Here is a 570-nt window from a genome sequence, read left to right on the forward strand (position 1 = left end):
ATAGCCTTTACCCCCCCTGCCTTCATCGGCAAATCAATCGACCTCAACGAGAATGGAAACCATGAGAGAGCAATTTTATCTTATTTTTTCAGATGTTATCCTCATCAACTGTGAAAAGAAACCTGAACAGGAAAAATAAAAGGATCAATCATTTTTGAAAATGATAATGAATCACTTTCATTACCTGTCGTGCTAAAAACAGACAAAATGCTGTTGAAAAATCACATCTTCCTATCCTTTTGTTTATGTAATCTCTAAAATGAAAAGGCAGCCAAATTTGGAGAGAACATAAAGCCGTAAAAGTGAAAACCAATCACCAGCTTTTAGCTCAGCCTTACGACTTTTTAAAACATCTAAAGCGCTGTTTTTTAAATAATGGAAATTGCACATTGTTTCATGCTTTTATTTTATTTGCGTTCTTTAAATAGGGTCATGCCCCTCACGTAAAACAGTACGGTATTGGGTTGCATTATTCACGACATCAAAACATAAAGAGAAATTATCATTATATATCCTTATATGTCCCTTCAAACTGTTATGATGTCGCTCCCATATTTCAGTTTGAAAAAG

Annotated in this window: 1 protein-coding gene; it reads right to left on the reverse strand. The window is 34.2% G+C overall.

The annotated features are described in order from the left end of the window. Positions 1-243: 243 nt before the first annotated feature. A complete protein-coding gene (locus tag ACFILW_RS10975; protein ID WP_375685851.1) occupies positions 244-390 on the reverse strand; it encodes a hypothetical protein in 147 nt (48 codons plus the stop codon). Positions 391-570 lie beyond the last annotated feature (180 nt).

This window comes from Bartonella sp. TT110JLCBS, from assembly GCF_042193405.1.
Taxonomy (GTDB): domain Bacteria; phylum Pseudomonadota; class Alphaproteobacteria; order Rhizobiales; family Rhizobiaceae; genus Bartonella.

What these genes read in the sequence shown, in the direction of transcription:
- ACFILW_RS10975 (WP_375685851.1), bottom strand. Translation starts at nt 390, where the DNA reads ATGTGCAATTTCCATTATTTAAAAAACAGCGCTTTAGATGTTTTAAAA.